17 protein-coding genes are annotated in these 19,429 nt (G+C 56.5%); 4 read left to right on the forward strand and 13 right to left on the reverse strand.

What is annotated here, in order from left to right:
- Window positions 1-2 precede the first annotated feature (2 nt).
- Together LN244_RS07695 and LN244_RS07700 are read right to left on the reverse strand one after the other, a co-directional pair.
- Window positions 3-1,667, reverse strand: coding sequence for an AMP-binding protein (locus LN244_RS07695; protein ID WP_239042251.1), 1,665 nt, complete (start codon window positions 1,665-1,667; stop codon window positions 3-5).
- 112 nt (window positions 1,668-1,779) lie between these two features.
- On the reverse strand, window positions 1,780-3,579 hold the full coding sequence (locus LN244_RS07700; protein WP_239042252.1) for an acyl-CoA dehydrogenase C-terminal domain-containing protein: 1,800 nt from the start codon (window positions 3,577-3,579) through the stop codon (window positions 1,780-1,782).
- A gap of 626 nt (window positions 3,580-4,205) precedes the next feature.
- Here LN244_RS07700 and LN244_RS07705 point away from each other — a divergent pair.
- Both LN244_RS07705 and LN244_RS07710 read left to right on the forward strand, forming a co-directional pair.
- Complete coding sequence (locus LN244_RS07705; protein WP_239042253.1) at window positions 4,206-4,862, forward strand: hypothetical protein; 657 nt, start codon at window positions 4,206-4,208, stop codon at window positions 4,860-4,862.
- A 338-nt stretch (window positions 4,863-5,200) separates the two neighbouring features.
- Window positions 5,201-5,362, forward strand: coding sequence for a hypothetical protein (locus LN244_RS07710; RefSeq protein ID WP_239042254.1), 162 nt, complete (start codon window positions 5,201-5,203; stop codon window positions 5,360-5,362).
- Between the two features lie 165 nt (window positions 5,363-5,527).
- Here LN244_RS07710 and LN244_RS07715 read toward each other — a convergent pair whose 3' ends face one another.
- Window positions 5,528-6,358, reverse strand: coding sequence for an enoyl-CoA hydratase-related protein (locus LN244_RS07715; protein ID WP_239042255.1), 831 nt, complete (start codon window positions 6,356-6,358; stop codon window positions 5,528-5,530).
- 181 nt (window positions 6,359-6,539) lie between these two features.
- Here LN244_RS07715 and LN244_RS07720 point away from each other — a divergent pair, with 181 nt between their 5' ends.
- Window positions 6,540-7,265 carry an endonuclease gene (locus tag LN244_RS07720; RefSeq protein WP_239042256.1) on the forward strand — a complete coding sequence of 242 codons (726 nt, stop codon included), beginning with the start codon at window positions 6,540-6,542 and terminating at the stop codon, window positions 7,263-7,265.
- 87 nt (window positions 7,266-7,352) lie between these two features.
- Here LN244_RS07720 and LN244_RS07725 read toward each other — a convergent pair whose 3' ends face one another.
- The 4 genes from LN244_RS07725 to arsS are packed head-to-tail and all read right to left on the reverse strand — an operon-like array spanning window position 7,353 to window position 11,789.
- The gene (locus LN244_RS07725; RefSeq protein WP_239042257.1) at window positions 7,353-7,997 is read right to left on the reverse strand and encodes a TIGR04282 family arsenosugar biosynthesis glycosyltransferase; all 645 of its coding nucleotides are present in this window, start codon (window positions 7,995-7,997) and stop codon (window positions 7,353-7,355) included.
- Entirely contained in the window at window positions 7,994-8,683 is a 690-nt protein-coding gene (locus LN244_RS07730) for a TIGR04283 family arsenosugar biosynthesis glycosyltransferase (RefSeq protein ID WP_239042258.1), read from the reverse strand. The genes LN244_RS07725 and LN244_RS07730 overlap by 4 nt, the downstream gene beginning before the upstream one ends.
- Window positions 8,680-10,830 (reverse strand): FAD-dependent oxidoreductase, encoded by a 2,151-nt coding sequence (locus LN244_RS07735; RefSeq protein ID WP_239042259.1) that lies wholly within the window; start codon window positions 10,828-10,830, stop codon window positions 8,680-8,682. The genes LN244_RS07730 and LN244_RS07735 overlap by 4 nt, the downstream gene beginning before the upstream one ends.
- Entirely contained in the window at window positions 10,827-11,789 is a 963-nt protein-coding gene (arsS, locus tag LN244_RS07740; protein WP_239042260.1) for an arsenosugar biosynthesis radical SAM (seleno)protein ArsS, read from the reverse strand. The genes LN244_RS07735 and arsS overlap by 4 nt, the downstream gene beginning before the upstream one ends.
- A 234-nt stretch (window positions 11,790-12,023) precedes the next feature.
- On the opposite strand from arsS, the gene LN244_RS07745 reads away from it, so the two are divergent.
- The gene (locus tag LN244_RS07745; RefSeq protein WP_239042261.1) at window positions 12,024-13,115 is read left to right on the forward strand and encodes an FAD-dependent oxidoreductase; all 1,092 of its coding nucleotides are present in this window, start codon (window positions 12,024-12,026) and stop codon (window positions 13,113-13,115) included.
- 33 nt (window positions 13,116-13,148) lie between these two features.
- Here the strand turns inward: LN244_RS07745 and umuC are convergent, their stop codons facing one another.
- From umuC to LN244_RS07775, 6 genes are all read right to left on the reverse strand, one after another.
- Window positions 13,149-14,420, reverse strand: a complete 1,272-nt coding sequence (umuC, locus tag LN244_RS07750; protein ID WP_239042262.1) for a translesion error-prone DNA polymerase V subunit UmuC — start codon at window positions 14,418-14,420, stop codon at window positions 13,149-13,151.
- Entirely contained in the window at window positions 14,417-14,857 is a 441-nt protein-coding gene (gene umuD / locus LN244_RS07755; RefSeq protein ID WP_239042263.1) for a translesion error-prone DNA polymerase V autoproteolytic subunit, read from the reverse strand. Before umuD ends, umuC begins: the two co-directional genes overlap by 4 nt.
- A gap of 172 nt (window positions 14,858-15,029) precedes the next feature.
- Window positions 15,030-16,625 carry an isocitrate lyase gene (locus LN244_RS07760; RefSeq protein WP_239042264.1) on the reverse strand — a complete coding sequence of 532 codons (1,596 nt, stop codon included), beginning with the start codon at window positions 16,623-16,625 and terminating at the stop codon, window positions 15,030-15,032.
- A gap of 508 nt (window positions 16,626-17,133) precedes the next feature.
- Window positions 17,134-18,282, reverse strand: a complete 1,149-nt coding sequence (locus tag LN244_RS07765; RefSeq protein ID WP_239042265.1) for a ribosomal protein uL16 3-hydroxylase — start codon at window positions 18,280-18,282, stop codon at window positions 17,134-17,136.
- Window positions 18,275-18,538, reverse strand: a complete 264-nt coding sequence (locus LN244_RS07770; RefSeq protein WP_239042266.1) for a hypothetical protein — start codon at window positions 18,536-18,538, stop codon at window positions 18,275-18,277. Before LN244_RS07770 ends, LN244_RS07765 begins: the two co-directional genes overlap by 8 nt.
- A 60-nt stretch (window positions 18,539-18,598) precedes the next feature.
- A complete protein-coding gene (locus LN244_RS07775; protein ID WP_239042267.1) occupies window positions 18,599-19,330 on the reverse strand; it encodes an RNA methyltransferase in 732 nt (243 codons plus the stop codon).
- Window positions 19,331-19,429: the final 99 nt, after the last annotated feature.

The raw sequence follows: 19,429 nt of genomic DNA on the forward strand, positions 1-19,429 counted from the left end.
CGTCAGGCTACGTTCTGAGTGTCTTGCTTCAACATCCTACGCAGAATCTTGCCGACATTGGATTTGGGCAGCTCAGGCACAAACTCGATGATCTTGGGAACCTTGTAACGGGTCAGCCGTTCCTGGCACCAGGCACGAAGCTCCTCTTCCGACAGGGTGTCGTCGCTGCGTACGGCGATCAGTTTGACCACCTCGCCACAGATTGAGTCGGGTATGCCGATGGCGGCGCATTCGATAACGCCGGGGTGATCCGTCGCTGCGTCTTCGACTTCGTTAGGGTAGACGTTGAAGCCGGACACGATGATCAGGTCCTTGGCGCGGTCAACGATGCGCAGATAGCCCCCCTCCTCAAGGACGGCGATATCGCCGGTAATCAGGTAGCCATCGTCGGTGAAACTGGCCCGGGTTGCCGCCTCGTTATGCCAATAGCCTGGCATGACCTGCGGGCCTTTCACGCAGAGTTCGCCGGGAATGCCTTCGGGCAGGTGTTCACCCTGGGGCCCGATGATGGCGACTTCGGTTTCAGGCACAGGAATGCCGATGGTGCCGGTTCGGATGGCGTGTGGTGGGTTAATCGACACGGCGGGGGAAGTTTCAGTCAACCCGTAGGCCTCAAGGACAGTACAACCGGTCACCTCTTTCCAGCGGTCCGCCGCGGCATGCGTCAGGGCCATCCCGCCCGACAGGGTCATTCTGAGTGAACTGAAATCCAGCGCACGAAATTCGGCGTTGTTGCATAGACCGACAAAGAGCGTGTTAAGCCCCAGGAAGGTGGTGATTTTCCAGTGGCTGATCTCCTTGACCAGACCGGGCAGATCTCGGGGATTGGGAATGAGAATGCTGTGTCCCCCGGCGGCCAGGATGATCTGTGCGACGGTAAAGGCATAGATATGGTAAAGGGGCAGCGGCGACAAGACGTTATCGGCCCAGTCGCTGCCCACTTCACGGATAACGGCGACCCCCTGCAACATGTTCGAGAGCAGGTTCGCATGGGTCAGCATGGCGCCCTTTGACACTCCCGTCGTGCCGCCGGTGTACTGCAATACCGCCAGATCGGAGCAGCTGCGCTCAACGGCTGCAGGCTCCTGATCCAGATAACGGAGCAGGGCGTCACGCAGACCGACAGCGCCGGGCAAATTGTAACGCGGTTCCATTTTCTTGATGTATTTGACGGCTGCGTTCAGCAGGTGGCGCTTGACGAAGCCGTGCAGATCGCCGACCTGAGTCACGAAGACATGCTCAATCTCGGTTCTGTGCAGAATCTTCTCGGCGTTATGAGCCATGCTCTTGTGGATCACCAGCGCCTTGGCGCCACTGTCGCAGAACTGGTGTTCCATCTCGGCAGCGGTGTACAGGGGGTTGGTGTTGACGACCACCAGCCCGGCTCTCAGTGCCCCGAATAATACGATCGGGTACTGGATCAGGTTGGGTAACTGGATGGCGATGCGATCGCCGGGCTCAAGACCGGTTTCGCGCTGAAGATAGACCGCAAAAGCCGCTGAAAGACGATCCAGTTCCGCATAGCTAAGGGTGCGACCCAGGCTGGTGAATGCCGGTTTTTCGGTGTGTTTGCGACAGACATCAGCAAGGAAATCGGGAATGGTGTCATAACCATCCGGGTTGAGATTCTCGGGTATCCACTGACCGTTCTGTTTTGCGCTATTCATGGTGTGCCCATCTGCTTATTGTTGTTTCAGGGTCCACATATCCGACCGACATGCAGTGCCGGCCGGAACTCTCAGGTGCCTGGCCATTCTGTTTTCAGTATGGCCTATCTCCTTATTCAGGCACGAATTGGTCTTCAGGTAACTCCATCAAATTGCTGGCACCGGAGAGCATGGTTTCGACCAGGCCACGTGTGCGTGGCAGTATGCGCTCGAAATAGAAGCGCGCCGTGGTCAGCTTTGCCCGGTAGAAGGCGGCATCGCCTTCGCCCGCTGCCAGCTTCAGTTGCGCAGCCTGCGCCATGCGAGCCCAGAAGTAGGCGAGGGTGACGTAACCGGAGTACATCAGGTAATCCACCGAAGCGGCACCCACTTCCTCGCGGTTCATCATCGCCTTCATACCGATCTGCTGGGTGAGATCACCCCATTCACGGTTCAGTTTGGCCAGCGGCCCGGTGAAGGCTCTCAGCTTGGGATCTTCCTCGGCGGCCTGACAGAATTTATGAACGACCCTGGTAAAGCTTTTCAGCGTCTCGCCCTGGGTCATCAACACCTTGCGTCCCAGCAGGTCCAGTGCCTGAATCTGCGTGGTGCCTTCATAGAGCATGGAGATGCGACAGTCGCGCACGTTCTGCTCCATGCCCCATTCGCTGATATAGCCGTGACCACCATAGACCTGCAATGCGTGGTTGGCACTTTCGAAGCCGACTTCGGTCAGGAACGCCTTGGCGATCGGTGTCAGCAGCGCCAGCTGGGTGTCAGCATTGGCCCTGGTTTCACCATCGGCATGCTTGGTCATATCCACCAGCATCGAGCAGTAGTAAATCAGCGCGCGACCGCCCTCGGCGAAGGCCTTCTGAGTCAGCAGCATCTTGCGGACTTCCGGGTGTACGATGATCGGGTCGGCAGACTTCTCTGGTGCCGCCGGGCCGTTCAGGGCGCGCATCTGCAGGCGCTCGCGGGCATAGGTCAGCGAGTTCTGAAGCCCCCATTCGGAATGGGCCAGGCCCTGAAGCGCGGTGCCCAATCGTGCCGTGTTCATGAAGGTGAACATGCAGTTCAGGCCCTTGTTGGGAGGGCCGATCAGGTAACCGGTCGCGCCGTCGAAGTTCATGACACAGGTCGCATTCCCGTGAATGCCCATCTTGTGCTCAATGGAGCCGCAACTGACCGCGTTACGCTCACCCGCTGCGCCATTGGCATCTGGAAGGTGCTTGGGGACGATGAACAACGAAATCCCTTTGGTGCCTTCAGGGGCATCCGGCAGGCGCGCCAGTACGATATGCACGATGTTATCGGCCATGTCGTGTTCGCCGGCCGATATGAAGATTTTGGTGCCGCTGATGGCGTAGCTGCCGTCCGCATTGGGTTCTGCGCGGGTGCGCAGCAGGCCCAGATCGGTACCGCAGTGCGGCTCGGTCAAGCACATGGTGCCGGTCCACTCACCGGATACCAGCTTGGTCAGATAGGTCTGTTTCTGCTCGTCCGTGCCATGCTCTTCCAGGGTGTTCATGGCACCGTGGCTAAGACCGGGGTACATGCTCCATGACCAGTTGGCGGTGCTGGTCAGCTCATTGATCACCATACCGAGGGAGTCCGGCAGCCCCTGACCGCCCCATTCAGCGTCATGTGACAGGGAAGGCCAGCCGCCTTCAACATACTGCTGATAGGCTTCACGGAAGCCGGTCGGTGTGCGAACGTTGCCATTGTCGAACTGGCAGCCTTCCTTGTCGCCGGTCTGGTTCAGCGGAGCCAGTACCCGCTCGGCGAAACGGGCGCCTTCCTCGATGATGGCGCTGACCATATCGGGCGTGGCATCTTCACAGCCTGGCAGTGCACGGTAGTGTAGATCAAATGCCAGCAGATCGTTGAGTACGAAATGGATATCTTTCAGCGGTGCTTTGTACTCGGGCATGATTGAACCCTCATTGTCATTATTGTTGGGCTGCAAGCAGCGGGACAGGCCAGCTTTCACTTGTCATTCTTGTATTGAAGGATCGTCCAAACCTGCTACAAGACCAATGACAATTGAGACCAGTTTTCATGACAAATGCCGCCATTTGGTCAAGAGGTAAGGCTATCAATAGGATAGGTGTCATTCTGCCGTCATTTTTAATGACATTTTCGGTCAGATGAATGGCGTAACAGGGCGGGCAAGGTGTGCAGAGTAGCATTCCTGCTCAATCGAACCCTCCAGGCGGGGGTGGTGCTGGTCAGGTCGATAGCGCAAGTTCAGTGTTGTGGTTGCATAGCGTGTAGTGACTGCTGCATGCCACCGATGCTGGATCTGTAACCTGATTGTGATCTTTTGAGACTGGCAAGGCGCGGGAAAATCGGACAATATCAGGGCATTAGGGATTGACCGTTGTGAGATGGTGCGCACGGTAAAGTAGAATAACACGCATGCTCGTTTTCAACGGAGGAGAATGGCTGTGACCCATCACATATCCTTTCATTTCAGTCAGCTAGACTTCCTTATTCGGCTCACGTCTTGAGCAAAAACGCGCATGTGCATTATTTAAATGTTAAATTAGGTAAAGCATGGATATATCCATTTGGAAGGAAAAATATGTCGATGAGCTGAGTATTCTTGAGTTGGCATATGCGCATCTAGGGAATGCTGGTTCTTATCGGCTTAAGAATGGTTGGTTGAAATCAATCTTACCAATTACATTGCAAGAAGTTAATCATGCACGGCATATGGCGTATTCAAAAAACTTTGTTCCAGTTGTAGGTGCTTTCGGTGTGATTGAGCAGATTGGGTTTACATATAAGCGAAGTGACAAGCTAGAATACTCAAACCAAAATGCCAGTAGCATAAATAAAGCATTATATTATTTTGCTGGCTTTGAAGAAGGTAGCGAAGATGTGAAAGCTCTTTACGCCTTAAGAAATTCTTTCTTGCATAATGCAAGCTTAATGGCAAAAGCACTTCATTCTAATAAGCCAAGTTATTATTTCCAGTTTGATCGGGAAATAGATGTGCTCGTCCAATATCCAGATGAAACGTGGGATGGTAATATACTAAACTTCAAACCTGAATATACAACTTTAATAAATCCAGAAAAAGTTATTGATTTAGCTAGATCTATCGTGGGTTCAGCCCGGCAATGTTTAGAGGATGATGTTCTTGAAGTTGATCTGGAGTGTGGTGAAAGAGAACTTTTTTATCGATTTCTTAAATTTTTTCCAGATTGAAATTTAACGCCGCATTGCAGCGGACGAGCCGCTGCAATGCGGCGTTAATAAACCGAGTTACCCACGAACAGTAGACACCTTCTATAGTTAGGTTTACCCCTGACGAGGGAGTGCAAGATGACTAGGAAGGAGTACCAGCACTACACATAAGCGTTTCGGTACTAGGAAATCAGTCGCGAGGACCTGCCTGAGAATACCGTTAATAAATATCTGAGTTGCGTTGGAGTATATTATGAAAGGGCAATGCATGTGTGGGACAGTTTTATTCAAGCTGTCTATTGAAAATCTCATAATTTATAAGTGCTACTAACCGATTGCGTGGAAGGGATTATTTCTGGGTGCCGGTTGGTCTGCTCGATGTTGATTCGGGTGGTGTAGTGGTTTCGAGCATCTATACTGATTCAAAGAGACATATCGTTGATAGCCCAGAAAAGGTGGAGTTTGGCGAGTTTCCTGATACCGGTATTGATGGTCATATTGAAAACATCGTCAATAATTAGCTCACTTGGTCTGGCAAGTAGAAGCTAATAATCCTGAATGAGATGCCATTTCACGGTTATGAAACGGCGTTAACTCACAAGGGATTGGACCCCTTCAACGACATAGGGGTGAAGGGGGGGTTAAATACACTATACGTAATGTGTATTTATAGTATCTTCCAAGCCTCAGCGACCCCGGTAGTTGCCTTCACGCTTTTCGACAAACGCATTAACCGCTTCGGCGTGGTCGTCGGTGTTGTGCAGCATGCCTTGCCAGGCGGCGCACAGTTCAAGGAAGTCGGGCAGTTCCTGGCGCTGAGCCTGTTTCATCAACCGCTTGCTCATGCGTAATGCGTGTGGCGGCTTGGAAGCCATCTGCCTGGCCAGTGTCAGGGCGCGCTGCATCAACTGGTCTGCCGGCACCTGTTCCATCATCAGTCCAAGCTGTACGGCTTCTTCTGCGTGAACCAGTCGGCCGGTGAGTGTTATTTCGGCTGCGCGCTGATAGCCAATCAGGCGCTGCAGGAACCAGGCGCCGCCATCACCGGGAATGATGCCCAGATTGACGAAGGTTTCACCGAAGGTGGCCCGCTCGGAGCCGATGCGGATGTCACACATGCAGGCAAGGTCGCAGCCTGCGCCGATGGCCGGGCCGTTAATCGCTGCAATGATGGGGACTTCGGCCTGATGGATGGCCAGGGGAATACGCTGAATGCCGTGGCGGTACTTGTGTTCCAGCTCTAGCGCGGTGCCACCGAATGGCCCTGTGCGATGGTCACCGTCACGGTATTGCATTTCCTTGATATTGCCACCTGCGCAGAACGCGCTGCCGCTGCCGGTGATGATCAGTACGGATACATCTGAAGAGCGGTTGGCCCAGTGAACAGTCTCGACAATGTCATCAATCAGGGCTGTACCCGTGAGGGCGTTGCGCAGGTCATCACGATCCAGCGTCAGCACGGCAACGCGCTCTTCCAGTGTCAGGCGGGCATCCCTCAGCTTGGGGGTGTTATCCATAGTCTTTAGTTCCCCTTCATTCTTCTTATCTATTACAGCGTTATGCTGGCAGTCAGCATATCAGATGTGATTTGAAAAAGGGTGTTGATTCCGGGCGAAAATCCACCGAAGATGCCGTCACAGCAGGGATCGCTCGTGTGTACAGGGATGTGTGCTCACCTCTTTGCATACGGTAGTGTCTATGCGCCTTGCTGTTGGCCTGGTGGCCTTGTTGTGCCTGTCTCCCGTTGCGGCTGAACCGCCGTCATCCTTTGCTTCCGCCAAGAAAATTCTCGCTGCTGATCTCTACCGGTCAGAGCAGCGCATCACCTTTTACTGCGGCTGTCGCTTTGACGAGCAGCCCGTACCCGATAAGCCTGATCGTACTCGATTGACACCGGACGCGGAGAGTTGCGGTCTGCAGCCGCGCAAGAATGCCAACCGGGCGGCACGGATTGAGTGGGAGCATGTGGTGCCGGCCTGGGAGTTTGGTCATCAATTGCAGTGCTGGCAGGAAGGGGGGCGCAAGGCGTGTCAAAAGGACACCCGATTCCGTCAGATGGAAGCCGACCTCTACAATCTGGTGCCTGCCGTGGGTGAGTTGAACGGTGATCGCAGCAATTTCCGTTTTGGCATGATCCCGGGGGAGCCCCGTGCCTATGGCGCATGTGACTTCGAAGTGGATTTCAAGCAGCGCGTCGCCGAGCCTGCCGAGCAGGTACGGGGTGATATCGCCCGAACCTATTTCTACATGGAAGATCGCTATGGCCTCAGGCTCAGCCGCAAGCAACGCCAGTTGTTCGAGGCCTGGTCAAGACAGGACCCGGTGGATCAGACTGAGCTTCAGCGTGCCCGTCGTATCGCCGTGATTCAGGGGCATCGAAATCCTTTTGTGGACGCTGATGTCAGGCAGGCTGCAGGGCATTGATGCCGCATTGAGCTGATCGACCGTTCATTGGTCGTGTTCGGTCGTCTTGTTTGGTTTGGTTGCAGGTGTTTCAAGACCGGTTGTGCATCAGTGTGCGACGGAATGCAGGGGGCTGACGGCCAGTACGGGGGAGAGTTCTTGTAGTCGCAGCAGGTCCTCCGGTTCATCCACGTCCCATAGCGGCTCGCTTTCGGTCCATGTCCAGTGCAATTGCCTCATTCGCTCACGGGTGAGCGCGGCAACCTTCGATGTGCTCCAGGGGATGTCCGTGAATAGAGAAGGGTCGATCTGGCACAGCCCCAGCAGGGAGTAGCCGCCGTCGATGACCGGGCAGAGGCAGGCATCCCGCTGCATCAGGTCGTTGGCCATGCGCCTCAGGCGTGTTGCGTCGAGCGCAGGGCAGTCGGTGCCGATCAGCATGACCGGGGTGCCTCGGGCGATACCCTGTTCGGCGGCTGTCAGCATGCGCAAGCCAAGGTCGCCATCGGTTTGCCGGGTCAGCTCAAGGCTGTCTTCGTCCTCCCAGTGACGCCAGTATTCGGCCTGCACGTCCGGTGTGACGCACAATTCGACCGGCCCCAGTGCGGCAGCCAGAGCCTGTGAGACGGTGTGCTTTAACAGGCGGTCTGCCAGCTCGGCGGCGCCCTGATCGCCCAGAGCCGGAATCAGCCGCGTTTTGGCAAATCCGGGTTTGGGCTCCTTGGCGATAATGATGATACGGATGCAGTTCATCGGTAGCGCTCTGCCAGCTGTTCTGGCGGAGTACCACGCCAATAAGCCCAGCGCAGCTGCCACATCAACAGGATTGTCGGCCAGCAACCCCGTGTGTCCCAGCGTCTTCCTGACGTGATGACTTTCTGGCGCAGGCAGACCGGCTGGCAGAGCTGCTTCAGCCGTTTGCTGATTTCGATATCCTCCATCAGCGGCTGCTCGGGAAAGCCTTCAATCCGCTCGAACAGGTCCCGGGTCATGAACAGGGCCTGATCGCCTGTGGCGATGCCGCTCAGACGCGAGCGCCAGTTCATCATGCCGGCAATCACCGGCAGCATGCGTGAGCGGCCCTCGATCCGCACATCAAAGCGTCCCCAGCCCTGAGCGACACCGGTCAGGGTTGAGAGCACTCTTTGATCGGCATCGTCCGGCAGGCGGGTATCGGCGTGCAGGAACACTAGAATGCTGGCACGGGTGGACCGAGCCCCGGCGTTCATCTGCAGAGCTCGGCCACGGGGTGCTTGCAACACTCTGAAGCCTCGATTGCGCGCGGTTTTAACCGTTGCGTCCTGACTGCCGCCGTCCACCAGCACAATCTCGGCACCCCGTTGTTGCCAGTGTTGCAGATGGTTCAGCAGCGAGGGCAGGGTCTCAATCTCATTCAGGACCGGCACAATGATCGCCAGGTCGGCCTGATTGCCCGTCATCCTCTCCTCCAGGCGTGATAGCGTGCCAGCCACTTCATGGCTACTTTCGGTGCGTGGGCCTTTTTCCACTCTCCGGCAGCGTACTTGTTGGCTTCTGCCCATGTCGGGTAGGTATGGATGGTGCCGAGAATCTTGTTGAGCCCCAGTCCGTATTTCATGGCCAGTACGAACTCGGCCAGAAGTTCACCCGCATGCTCTCCCACGATGCAGGCTCCCAGAATCCGATCCTTGCCGGGTTCGGTCAGCACTTTGACAAAGCCTGTACGCTCGCTTTCGGTAATGGCCCGATCCAGATCGTCTAGCCCGTAACGCGTGACTTCGTGGGCGATGCCCCGTTCGATGGCCTCCTGCTCATTCAGTCCGACTCGTGCCACTTCCGGCGCGGTGAAGGTGGTCCAGGGGATCACGTTGTAGTCAGCGCGAAAGCGCTTGAACTGGCCGAACAGCGCATTCACGGCGGCATACCAGGCCTGATGCGCCGCAGTATGCGTGAACTGGTAGGGACCGGCCACATCGCCAACGGCATATATATTGGGATAGAGGGTTTCCAGATAGGCATTGGTTGTCACGGTGTGATCGGTTTCGATCCCCAGTGTCTCAAGGCCATAGCCGCTCAGGCGAGGTTTGCGGCCCACGGCGATCAACAGCTCATCGAATTCCAGTCTTACTTCCTGCTCACGATCACGGCAGATCAGGTAGTTGCGACCATCCCGTCGCTCCGTTCGCAGGGCTGTGTGTTCGGTCAGGACATGTACACCCTCGTCTTGCAGGGCGGTCTGCACCAATGTGGACACCTCTTCGTCTTCACGTGGCATCAGTCGTGCGCCATGCACGACCTGTGTCACCTTGCTTCCCAGTCGCCCGAAGCTTTGTGCCAGCTCACATCCGATAGGGCCGCCGCCCAGCACCACCAGATGCTGCGGAGGGGTATCCCGCTTGGCAAATGTTTCCCAGAGGGTGTCGCTGGTGACATATCCGGTTTCATCCAGGCCGGGCAGCGGAGGAACAGCGGGACTGGCGCCGGTGGCCAGAATGATACTGCGGGCGGTCAGGCGTTGAATCTGGCCGTCATGCACGCGCACTTCTACCGTCCAGGGGTCGATCAGGCGGGCATGGCCCTGTAGCACGTCTACCCCCAGCTCGGTATAGCGTTCGATGCTGTCATGTGGAGCCACTTGGCTGATCACCTCGTGGATGCGTGACATCAGTGTGCGAAAAGAGAAGCCGGGCTCGGTTGCGTTCAGGCCATATCGCTCTGCCTGCCGCATCTGTTGCGCCATGCGTGCGCTTTTGATCAACGCCTTGCTGGGCACGCAGCCATAGTTCAGGCAGTCGCCACCCATCTTGTGCGCCTCGATCAGGGTCACCTTCGCTTTTACCGCCGCGGCGATATAGGCCGAAACCAGGCCGCCGGCACCTGCACCAATGACGATCAGGTTACGATCAAAACGGGCGGGCTTCTGCCAGCGTGCGTAGACGCGTCGGCGCTGAATCAGTCCCATTACTTTCTTTGCCAGCAGCGGGAACAGCCCCAGCAGGGCAAAGGATGTGAGCAGCTCAGGTGAGAGGATGCCTGCAAGGGCCTCAAGCTGGGCGACCTGGGTGCCGGCATTTACATATACCAGCGTGCCTGCCAGCATCCCCACCTGACTGACCCAGTAGAAGGTTCTGGCCTTGATCGGAGTCAGACCCATCAGCAGGTTGATCAGGAAAAAGGGAAACGCGGGCACCAGACGCAGTGTAAACAGGTACAGGGCGCCATCTCGCTCGATACCGCGATTAATGGCGTCCAACCGGGCTCCGAAGCGGCTCTGTACCCAGTCTCTAAGCAGGTAGCGCGAGACCAGAAATGCCAGGGTTGCCCCTATTGTCGAGGCGAAGGACACCAGCAATACGCCTTGCCAAAGCCCGAACAGCGCGCCGCCGGCCAGAGTCATGATGGCAGCGCCCGGCAGCGATAACGCGGTTACGAGGATGTACAGCAGGAAGAAACTGCCAGCGGTCAGCAGCGGAGACTGCGTTCTCCAGTGCTCGAACTGGCTCAGGCCTGATTTGAGCCCCTCCAGGGTCAGCCAGTGGTGCAGATCCAGCATGAAAAAGGCGGTAGCGACCACGGCGATGGCCGCTAATGTCAGCAGCTTCTTCATGCCGTCTCTCCAATGGCCCCGCCGCAACTGCTGCCTTGCCCGGCGGTGCAGCCGTAGCAATGATCGGCGGTGCAGATGGGGTTGCCGTCAAGATCGGCTTTCAGCAGGTCTTCCAGGGTGCCCGCGCGGCCGGGCACGGCCATTCCAAGTTGCTGGTTGAAGTCGCAATCATACAGGCGGCCCTGCCAGTCCACGCTAATGGTCGTGCGGCACATCAGGTTATTCAGGTTGCCCGGGCTGAAGTTGTCCTTGAGCAGTTGCATGTAGGGTTCGAATTGCCCCTTGGACAGCAGCATGGAGCCGAAGCGCTTGATCGGCATGTTGGTGATGGTAAACAGCTGGTTAAAGCGTATGCCGAAGTGCTGTTCCAGTTCGCGCTTGTAGTCCTGTTCCAGTGCCTGCTGCGGTGGTGGCAGGAAAGGCCCCTGCGGGTTGTAGACCAGATTGAGAGTCAGGCCACTGTCTGGCTGGCCGTAGCCCAGGGTGTTGAGCGTCTGCAAGCCCGCAATGCTCAGGTCGAATACGCCCTTGCCGCGCTGTTGATCCACATTGTCCGATGAGTAGCAGGGCAGTGAGGCTACCACCTCAACCTGTTGTTCAGCCAGAAACTCCGCCAGATCGGACTGACCTTCCTCAAACAGAATCGTCAGGTTGCAGCGGTCGATAACCTTAACCCCAAGGCGTCGGGCCTGGACAACCAGTTGCCGGAATTGCGGATGCAGCTCCGGTGCGCCGCCGGTCAGGTCCAGCGTACGGATATTGCGTGCCTTGAGAACCTGTGGAATCAGGTCTATCTGTGCCGCATCCATCATTTCAGTGCGGTTGGGCCCGGCGTTCACGTGGCAATGTACACAGGTCTGGTTACACCGATAGCCCAGATTGACCTGCAGGGTTTCGGTTCTGTTGCGGCGTATGGCGGGGAAGTCGGTCACTTCCAGCAGTTCTATCGTCGACAGCATCGCAGACTCCATGCGGTGAGTTTTTGTTATCCCTTAGTCAGTATGAACCCGTTTTTCATTACATGTTTTTGGACATTTTCTGCATCCGTTTTTCATGACTGTACCCGAATTCTTTCTTGGTCATGTCATTATCAATGCTAATCTGATCAGACAGTTGCCGCTCATGTTGGGTTCAGCGCGCCCGGGGGCTGTTCATTTCGCCAGAGAGTGATTGAATATTCAGGGAACGACAGGATGAAACGACTGGTTCTATTGGGTGCGGGTCATGCCCATCTGATCGCTCTGCGTCAGTTTGCCCGGCACCCTTTGCCCGGCACAGAGGTTACCCTGATTACGCCGGATCGCTGGCAGTATTACTCCGGTATGATTCCGGGGTGTATTGCGGGCCATTATGGCATTGAGCAGTGTCGCATCGATGTGGCGGCGCTGATTGCGGCGGCGGGCGGGCAGCTGGTGCTCGACAGCGCATTCAGCCTGTCACCTCAACAACGGCAGGTTGAGCTGGCCTCTGGCGGTTCAGTGGGGTATGACCTGCTCTCCATTGACATCGGCTCGCAGGTTGATACTCAGCTGTTCTCCGATTATTCCGGACAGCGGCTGAGTATCAGGCCCATTGACCGATTCCTGCAGGACTGGAATCAGTTGTACGCATCGGCAGTGAAGGGGCGCTCGCCGCGTCTGGCGGTGGTTGGAGGAGGCGCGGCAGGAGTTGAGCTGGCGCTCGCCACGGCCCGAACGTTTGACCGCTCACCGTTATCCCTGATAACCGGTGATGGCGGTTTGTTGGATGGTTTTTCCGGCCGGGTGCGCCGGTTGGCCGAGCTGGAGCTGGCGCGGCAGGGAGTTGCCCTGGTCTCGGGGCGAGCAACGGCTGTCAACGGGTCCTTGCAGCTGGCAGATGGCAGACGCTTGAAAACGGACGCCGTGATCATCGCATCCGGTGCGCGGCCGGCGGATTTCGTGAAACGTAGCGGCCTAGTGCTCAACCCTCAGGGGTTTATTGCCGTGGATGAATATCACCGCAGTCTGTCCCATCCGCACGTATTTGCTGTGGGTGATACCTGCGGCCGTGTCGACGGGGCACTGAATCGCTCTGGTGTTCATGCGGTGCGGGCAGGGCCCGTGTTGGCGGCTAACCTCAGGGCGTCACTGGCCGGTCATGCCATGACCCCCTTTCATCCGCGTCGCCATTCGCTCTATTTGCTGTCCTGTGCCAATCAGACCGCGATCGGCAGCTATGGCCCCCTGGCGTTCTCGGGTGCCTGGGTGTGGACGCTCAAAGACTGGATCGATCGGCGTTTTATTGCAGGTTTTGACCGGGGCTGAATACTTGATCCTGTTGTCCTGGCCTTGGCTGTTCTATTTCACCACGGGGATATCCTGCCATCGTGTTGTGTAGGCAGGAGAAAGGCTGCGGCGCTGCATTTTCCACACTTGATTGATACCCTGGCCAGCCAGGAAAACATGTCCGTGACCACTCTGGTTGATAGTGTCCATAACCGCCATCAGTGCCTTTGACCGTGGGTGTTCCGCGCCCTTGTTGAACAGGTCAGGCTGGAAGGTGCCGGTTTCGTAGAAGTCGGTCAGCATCACGCCCGCTTTCATGTATCGGAATCCATCTTTCCAGCACGCGCGCAGCAGTTTCACCGCAGTTGCGACCAGCTCGCGGGTATCGTCAGTCGGAATCGGCAGTTCGGCACTCGGGGAGGGCATATACTGGGGCTCGGCGGCATTAAAGCGGTTGGTCCTCAGGAAGATCGACAACCGTTTGGCGATGCGCTGCTCCTGACGCAGTTTCTCGGCGGCCCGGCTGGCGTACGCGCATATCGCCTCACGCATCTCCTGATAGCCGGTGATCCGTTGCCCGAACGAACGGCTGCAGATAATCTGCTGCTTGACCGGGGTGATCTCTTCCAGTGACAGGCAGGATTCGCCGTTCAGTTCTCGCACGGTTCGCTCCAGTATCACTGAGTACTGCTGGCGGATGCTTTTCGGATTGGCAGAGGCCAGGTCCAGTGCCGTTCGTATGCCATCGGTTTCCAGGCGTTGGCGCAAGCGTCTGCCCACGCCCCAAACCTCGCTGACGGGCACCAGGGCCAGCAGGCGCCGCTGGCGTTCGGGGTTCGTCAGGTCGACAACGCCGCCCGTGGCCGGGTATTGCTTGGCCGCATGATTGGCCAGCTTGGCCAGCGTCTTGCTCGGCGCAATGCCGACACAGACGCGGATGCCGGTATGCTGGCCTACCTGTTGCCTGATCCGAGTACCGAATGCGTCCAGTGACTGGATGGAGTCGATACCGGTCAGGTCCAGAAAGGCTTCATCAATCGAATAGATCTCCACCCGTGGCGCCAGCTCCTCCAGAATGCTCATGACGCGTGCCGACATGTCGGCATAAAGGGCGTAATTCGATGAAAAGACGGCGACATCATGTTGCTGCAGATAACGCTCAACCTTATATACCGGAACGCCCATCTTGATGCCCAGCGCCTTGGCTTCGGCAGAACGTGCCACGATACAGCCATCGTTGTTGGACAGCACAACAATGGGTCTGCCTGCCAGGTCTGGCCGGAACAGGCGCTCACAGGAGGCATAGAAGTTGTTGCAGTCGACGAGAGCAAAAACGGAGCTCATCGTTCGCTCCCGCGCCTGAAGCGGTGAACCACATTGGTGACGACGCCAAAGATCTCCAGGTCGCACCCTTCGGGCACGTTGAGCGCCCGATACCTGGGATTGCAGGGCATCAAACGTACCTGCGGTCGTGTTTCCAGCTGCTTGACGGTCATTTCGCCGCTGATGCTGGCGATGACGATGTCGCCGTGCTCTGCCGTGAGTGAGCGGTCTACGACCAGAATGTCGCCGCTGAAAATGCCGGCTTCGATCATGGAGTCGCCCTCTGCGCGTACGAAGTAGGTCGCAGCCGGATGACGGATGCACAGATCGTTCAGATCCAGTGTCTTTTCGATGTAGTCCTGGGCAGGGGAGGGAAAACCGGCCGGAACGCGATCAAGGAAAAGGGGAATCGTCAGAGAGGCGTGTATTGTGGCGCGGGCCAGAATGACTGCGTTCATAAGCATGAATCCATATACTGTATATATAAACAGTATTATAGCGAATCATGCGGGTATGGCTATCACCGATCGCAGTAGCGGGGGAAGGGTATAAAAAAACCGCACCATCTCGGGGAAGAATGGTGCGGTCTCTCAACACAGTCCGGGTGCCGGAGCACCCGGGAACCGGTTCTTAGCCGAACTGGTTCATGGTGTTGTCTTTACCAGAAGCCTTCAGTGCAGCGTCACCAGAGAAGTACTCTTTGTGATCGTCGCCCATGTCAGAACCAGCCATGTTCTGGTGCTTAACACATGCGATGCCCTGACGGATCTCTTTACGCTGTACGCCAGCCACGTAGCCCAGCATGCCCGCTTCACCGAAGTACTCTTTGGCCAGGTTGTCGGTAGACAGGGCCGCAGTGTGGTAAGTCGGCAGAGTGATCAGGTGGTGGAAGATACCTGCTTCACGTGCAGCGTCACGCTGGAAGCTCTGGATGCGACGATCAGCTTCAGCAGACAGTTCAGTCTCGTCGTATTCAACAGACATCAGGTTAGCGCGGTCGTATGCAGATACGTCCTTGCCTTCTTCAGTCCAGGCATCGAATACCTGCTGACGGAAGTTCAGAGTCCAGTTGAAGGACGGGCTGTTGTTGTAAACCAGCTTGGCATTCGGCACTGCTTCACGGATGCGGTTAACCATGCCAGCGATCTGACCAACGTGCGGCTTCTCGGTTTCGATCCACAGTAGGTCGGCACCGTTCTGCAGGGAAGTGATGCAGTCAAGAACGACGCGATCTTCGCCAGAACCTTTCTTGAACTGGAACAGACCAGAGGCCAGACGCTTCGGCTTCAGCAGTTTGCCGTTAGCCTTAACAACCACGTCACCGTTGTCGATGTCGGCAGCGCTTTCGATGTAGTCGCCGTCCAGGAAGCTGTTGTACTGGTCGCCCAGGTCGCCCGGTTCGTTGGTAACAGCGATCTGCTTGGTCAGGCCAGCACCCAGAGAGTCGGTACGTGCAACGATGACACCGTCGTCAACACCCAGTTCCAGGAACGCGTAACGTACAGCGCGGATCTTGGCCAGGAAGTCAGCGTGAGGAACGGTTACTTTACCGTCCTGGTGGCCACACTGCTTCTCGTCAGATACCTGGTTTTCGATCTGGATCGCACAGGCACCAGCTTCGATCATCTTCTTGGCCAACAGGTAAGTTGCTTCTTCGTTACCGAAACCGGCGTCGATGTCAGCGATGATCGGCACAACGTGAGTCTGGAAGTTGTCGATCTTGGCCTGTACTTCAGCTTGTTTGGCAGCGTCGCCAGCTTCGCGGGCAGCATCCAGATCGCGGAACAGACCGCCCAGTTCACGAGCGTCAGCCTGACGCAGGAAGGTGTACAGTTCTTCGATCAGAGCCGGTACAGAAGTCTTCTCGTGCATGGACTGGTCAGGCAGCGGACCGAACTCGGAACGCAGTGCAGCGATCATCCAGCCAGACAGGTACAGGTAACGCTTGTTGGTAGTACCGAAGTGCTTCTTGATAGCGATCAGTTTCTGCTGACCGATGAAACCATGCCAGCAGCCCAGAGACTGAGTGTACTGAGAGCTGTCAGCATCGTACTCAGCCATGTCCTGGCGCATGATCTTGGCGGTGTAACGAGCGATATCCAGACCGGTCTTGAAACGGTTCTGCAGACGCATGCGAGCGGCGTATTCGGGTTCGATGCCCCATTTTTCACCGTTGGCAGCACGCAGGCTGGAGATCGCATCGATTTCAGTTTTGTAATCTGACATGGTCATTCCTTCACAGTGTTTGTGTTTAGGTAATGTTGGAGTTGGCGTCTAGCGTCTACCCCTGATCTTGCATCAGCGCCGTTTGGGGTCAGCCCTGATGTGTTGAAGCGAATGATGATCCTCCCGTTTCAAGGAGTCAAAGCGATTTTGTGCAGAGCAAAAAGGATGTAGTGAGACTACACTCGGAGCCATGACAAAACTGTAAAATCACTACAGGGCGGTTTTGAGGGGGAAAGGGCTGAAGGCAAGTAACCATGCAGTTTTGAGGGGCTAAACCTTAAGTTGTAGCCACTTTGGTCGTAGTGAAGGAAGTGTGTTTTTACATAAACAAAAAGTTATTAGGATTCGTTTTGTTATTCCAAAATAATAATTAATATGTTCACTACAGATTGCGAAAAATTCGCTATTTCAATGAGTTATGCCTGAGAGTCCTTACGACCAAAGTAGATAAAAACAAAAGCCACCCGTGATTGGGTGGCTTTTGGAAGCCGTTGTGAGAGCGGTTGGATTAGGAATCCAGGTAAAGACTGCCCTGATTCAGCAAGGCAAGAACCAGCGATTCCAGCGCTTCATCGGCCTGGAAAGAAAGCTCGGATCTAGCGCAAAGTTGACGCGCAAACCGAATTGCTGCAGGTGCGTAAAGATCAAAGGCGTGACCGTCGGCAAACAGTAGCAGTCCCTGATCGTCCTGATTGAAAAAGGCGAAGCGGGAGCCTTCATTCGCCAGCAGTTCCGCTCCCTGATCCAACGCTTCATGCAGCTCGTCGAGTGAGTAGGGCTCCTCGTTGCCGGCCAGCTCGGGATACTTGGGCTCCGTCATCGACTGCCCGAACCAGCGTGTCAGCTGTGCGGGGTCATTCAGGTACTGCTGAACGATCTGCTGGACCCGGTTGATCGCGTGGGTATCAATCTCACCCGGATTGGCAGGGAGCGCCAGATCGGGGTCTTCATAACGGAGGTCGCTGCTGAGCCCATCGCAGACCGATTGGGTCAGTCCTTGCAAAATCTCGCTGTGTGACGGGGCACGGAAACCGATCGACCAGGTCATGCAGCCATCACCGACGCCGACGCCGTTGTGTCCCACACGAGGAGGCAGATAGAGCATGTCGCCGGGGTTGAGGTCGAAGCTCTGTTCGGCTGTCCATTCGGGCAGGATCATGACCGGCGTATCCTCCCGGCGTGGAGCGTCTTCGCCATAGAGTCCACCAAACTCCCAGCGTCGAGTGCCTTCGGCCTGCAGCAGGAAAACGTCGTAGTTGTCATAATGCGGACCGACGCCACCTCCATCACTGGCGTAGCTGATCATCAGGTCATCCCGGCGCCATTGAGGGATAAAGTCGAATGCCTGCATCAGCGGGGCGACGTCGGGCACCCAGTGATCCACCGCCTGAACGAGCAGGGTCCAGGGCTTCTTGCCCAGGGTCGCAAAGCGCGCTTCATCGAAAGGCCCGTGCTCAAGTGACCAGGCACCGCTGGCCGGGTCGGTTTCGATCAGGCGCGACTCAATATCTTCTTCGCAGGCAAGGCCGGCCAACTCGTCAGCGCTGATGCAGGGCTCGAAGTCCGGGAAGGCATTACGGATCAGCAACGGCTTCTTCTGCCAGTAGTCGCGCAGAAACTGCTCGGCGCTCAGGTCTCCCCAATGTATTTCAGTCATCAAGATTCAACAGCTCCGCCATTTGGGTGACGGCATCTTCCAGTTCGGCCATCACCTTGCGGGTATCCCGCTGTGAAAGGGCAGCCTTGCGGTCGTTGCCGACCATACGGACACATTTCTGAATCCGCCGCATGCACTGGTGGACGCCGGTAACATTGAATTCGAACTGCTCGTAATCACGGGCAGTTCGAGTGAGCTGGTCGCGCAGAGCTTCTGCCTGGGCGGCCAGGGTGTGCAGGGATTGTGCGTGACTCATCCGATACTCTCCAATCAGGTTCGTTGTTTTTACTTTATCAGTACGGATAGCACAGCTGACTTAATCCCGGTCAGCTTTTTCGCGCTCAAGCACTTCTTCGACCGAAGTCAGAATGCCGCGCAGCATCCCCAGTTCCGCTTTTTCAGGGCGGGTACGGTTGAAATAGCGGCGCAGCTTATCCATGACGCGGCCTTCGTGTTGCGGGATGATAAAGCCGGTACGCCGCAACACTTTCTCAAGATGTTCATAAAACAGCCCTATTTCCTGTTGGCGAGGGTAGGGTGCGGGCTCCGGCAGTTTGTCGGCCTGTTTGGAGGCTCGACGCAGCTCATAGCACACCAGCTGGATCGCCTGGGCGATGTTGAGCACCGGATAGTCCTCATTGGCATCAATAAACAGATGACGGTGACATAGCATCATCTCTTCATTGGTCAGGCCTGTAGTCTCGCGACCGAACAGGATGGCGATCTGACCATTGCGCGCTTCGTCCACCATCATGCCTGCCGCCTGTTCCGCATCGAGCAGAGGCTGGTCAAAGGTGCGCTGACGGGCGCTGGTGCCGATCACCAGCTGACAGTCGGCAATGGCTTCTTCTACGGTCTTGACGACGACCGCCTGGTCCAGCAGATCCTTGGCACCGGCCGCGCGGGATTCGGCTTCTTCATGGGGATACTCAACAGGGTCTACCAGCCACAGCTGGCTGAGCCCCATATTCTTCAACGCCCGAGCCGCTGCGCCGATGTTGCCGGGGTGGAAGGTGTTGATCATGACAATACGAATGTTTTCGAGCATAACGGCCTCGCAATTTGGAATGGCCGCATTATAGGGGGCAAGCGGAGACAGGAAAACGTTATTGGAAAACCGGGCGGTCAGTCGTACAGCAGACGACTG

The organism is Marinobacterium sediminicola (assembly GCF_022343685.1).
In the GTDB taxonomy this organism is placed as follows: Bacteria; Pseudomonadota; Gammaproteobacteria; order Pseudomonadales; family Balneatricaceae; genus Marinobacterium; species Marinobacterium sediminicola.